The organism is Deltaproteobacteria bacterium (assembly GCA_026712905.1).
Lineage (GTDB): Bacteria > Desulfobacterota > Binatia > UBA9968 > JAJDTQ01 > JAJDTQ01.
The window spans coordinates 1-3,012 of sequence record JAPOPM010000240.1 but is presented as its reverse complement, the minus strand read 5'-3'; the positions used below and the strand labels follow the sequence as shown (position 1 = coordinate 3,012).

3 protein-coding genes are annotated in these 3,012 nt (G+C 63.2%); all 3 read left to right on the top strand.

Annotated elements, in window-relative coordinates; translation table 11 throughout:
* Positions 1–379, top strand: a 379-nt coding sequence (locus OXF11_20170; GenBank protein ID MCY4489417.1) for an ABC transporter permease subunit, incomplete at its 5' end; no start/stop codon positions are given.
* A gap of 11 nt (positions 380–390) precedes the next feature.
* Positions 391–1,323, top strand: a complete 933-nt coding sequence (locus OXF11_20165; GenBank protein MCY4489416.1) for a hypothetical protein — start codon at positions 391–393, stop codon at positions 1,321–1,323.
* A 168-nt stretch (positions 1,324–1,491) separates the two neighbouring features.
* Positions 1,492–3,012: ABC transporter substrate-binding protein (locus OXF11_20160; GenBank protein ID MCY4489415.1), on the top strand; the 1,521-nt coding region annotated here is incomplete at its 3' end.

Here is a 3,012-nt window from a genome sequence, read left to right as displayed (position 1 = left end):
GAACCTGCCGTTCACCTCGCGCACCGGCATCGCCGCCATACTGCAAATCGACAAGTCCCTGGAGGAAACCGCAAGAGTCCAGGGGATCGGCTGGTTCCGGCGCATGGCCAAGATCATCATCCCCATGTCGTCAAGCGGCGTAACCGCCGGCATGCTGCTGACCTTCATCACCGCCACCCGCGAACTGTCCCTGATCATTCTGCTGCTGTCGCCGGCCAACATGGTGCTCACCGGAGTGATCTTCAACTACAACGAACAGGATATGACCCAGCACTCCGGCGCCGTGACCCTCTTCCTGGTGATGATCATCGTCGGCGCCAACGTGCTGGTGCGTCTGCTCACCGGAGGCGGCGGCCTGGCGGGGCTGCGGCACACCTGAGGGGAAACTCGATGGCAACGACAATCCGAATCGCCGTGACCATGAACATACGCGCCGGGGAGGCGTTCGAGATCGCCTTGGGGCTCGCGGAGAGGAACCTGCCAGACGGCTCGGAGATCATCGTCTCGTACGGCGTCGGCAACAGCCGGCTCGGCGGGTTCGAGGCGCCCAGGCTGCTGGCCGCCGGGGAGGTGGACCTGGCTTTCCTCAACCCTTCGCCGGTCTCCTATATGGCCCTGAACGGGTTGGCTCCCTATTCGGAGAAGATCGACATCCGCAATCTCGCGGTCTTCCCCTCCTGGGACAAGATCGCCTTCGCGGTCCGGAGAGACCTCGGCGTGCGCTCCCTCGAAGAAATCGGCGAGAAGAAACTTCCGCTCAGGCTGTCCACCCGGGGACAAGGCCCTGAAGGAACCACGGAGTTCACGATCCGGCGGATCCTGAGTCTTTGCGGCTGGAGCCTCGAGGATGTGGAGCAATGGGGCGGCACGGTGGACCAAGTACCGGTCCCCTCGCACCCGCGGCGCATGGAGGGCATCGAGCAAGGCGCCTATGACGCCGTGTTCGACGAGGGCATCACCGGCTGGACCGCCGACGCCCTGGCCCGGGACATGGTCCTGCTGCCGTTGCAGCCGTCGGTGTTCGCCGAAATGGCGCAACTGGGTTTTCGTAGATCGACGATTCCCAAGTCCGCGTTCCCGGCGCTGGACGCGGACGTCCCCGCCCTGGAGTTCGGCGGCTGGCCGCTCTTCTGTCGGGCGAACTTTCCCGACGAACTCGCCTACGCCGTGGTCAAGGCCATCGAGGCCAGGAAGGACACCATGCCGGTGGACGGCGACCGGTTCGACATGAGCCGGATTTGCCGGGACACGGAAGAGGGGCCGATGTGCATACCGCTGCATCCGGGTGCGGAGCGGTACTATCGGGAAGCGGGGTATTTGTAGGGTGCGGCGGGTAATGATCGCACCCCGACTGGACACCGATCCGGGGCGCTCGTGGTGGGCCTTCGGCTCCTCGCAAATTTGACACGCGCCCGCCTATTTTGTTAACGTCGCGCTCCTTTCACATTAAGGACCCACACGACTCACAACCACAGGTCGGAAAGGTTGACTATGAATATTGCAAACCGGGGAACGCGACGCGCGCGTAACCTGTCCGTGCTGCTCGCCATCGGGATGTTCGTATCCGTCGCCGCGGCATACCCGGCCTTTGCCCAGGACAAGCCGGTACGAGGCGGAACGATTGTCGGCGCAACCGTACTGGAGCCGAAATCCCTTGACCCGTTGTTCGGTGACGGGGGCAATCTGGACCACTACGTCTGGCGGCAGATCTATGAGTCGCTCCTGGACATCACCGGGAGCGGCGAAGTCGGACCCGGGCTGGCGACGAGTTGGAAGTTTACCGAAGACAAGAAATCCATCGACTTCACATTGCGGCAAGGCGTGAAGTTCCATGACGGCACGGCGTTCAACGCGGAAGCCGCGGCGGTGACTTTCCGTCGCGCGCTCTCGAAGGAACTGAACGCGCCGCGGGCCTCCGACTTGTCGGCGATCACGGGGGTGGAAGTGCGCGGTCCCTACGAATTGCGGATCAATCTCAAGGCGCCGAGTTCGGCCGCGCTACCGGCCATCGCCTTCGCCGGCCTGATTGCGTCGCCCGCCGCCATCGAGAAGCACGGGCAGGATTATGGCAGGAACCCGTCCGGGACCGGCCCCTTCAAGTTCGCCAGTTGGCAATCGGGCTCCAGGATCGTCCTCGAACGCAACCCGAATTACTGGCGGAACGGCGCCGACGGAAAACCGTTGCCCTATCTCGACAGCGTCATCGTCCGGTTCATCAAGAAGAGCGCGGTGAAGGTCATCGAAGTCAAGTCCGGCAACGTCCAGGTCATCGACACGGTCTCGGCCCGGGATCTGAAGACGGTGAGCGGCGATGCCAACCTCCGGCTCGTGCGCACCGGCAATGGCCGGCACGTCATGTTCGCGTTCAACATTTCCAAGCCGCCGTTCGACGACATCCGGCTGAGACAGGCGGTCCTGTTCGGCCTCGATCGTCAAACAATGATGAAGGTCATCACCCTCGGCCGAGGGCAGGTCACCCCGACCCTGATCCCCAACCAGAACTGGGTGTTTGACGCCACTCTGGAAAAGTACGGCCATGATCCCGCGCGGGCGAAGAAGCTGCTGGCCGAGGCCGGGCACGGGAGTGGCCTTGACGCGCGACTGGACATCATCAAGCGTGAGCCCGATTCGACGGTCGCCCAACTCATGCAGGCGCAACTGAAGGAGGCCGGCATCAATCTCACGATCAAGACCGTCGACCGCCAGTCGATGCAGGCCAGCTTGCGCGCCAAGAACCACATGTTCGGCATCGGCCGCTTCACGGTCCCGGGCATCGACCCGGCCCAGACGTTCGGACGGATCTTCGGACGGCGCGCGCGCATTCAGCGGACCGGCGTGAGCGACGAGAAGCTGTTCGACATGATCGACAATGCCGCCCGGCAGACCGATCAATCGGTGAGAAAGGGTCTCTACCGCGAGATCCAGGCCTACCTGGTCGACAATGCGCTCTACGGCTTTCTGTTCTTCATGGAGTCGTCCCAGGTCGAGCGGACTTCAGTGAAGAACCTGAAG

What these genes read in the sequence shown, in the direction of transcription:
- OXF11_20165 (MCY4489416.1), top strand. Translation starts at nt 391, where the DNA reads ATGGCAACGACAATCCGAATCGCCGTGACCATGAACATACGCGCCGGG.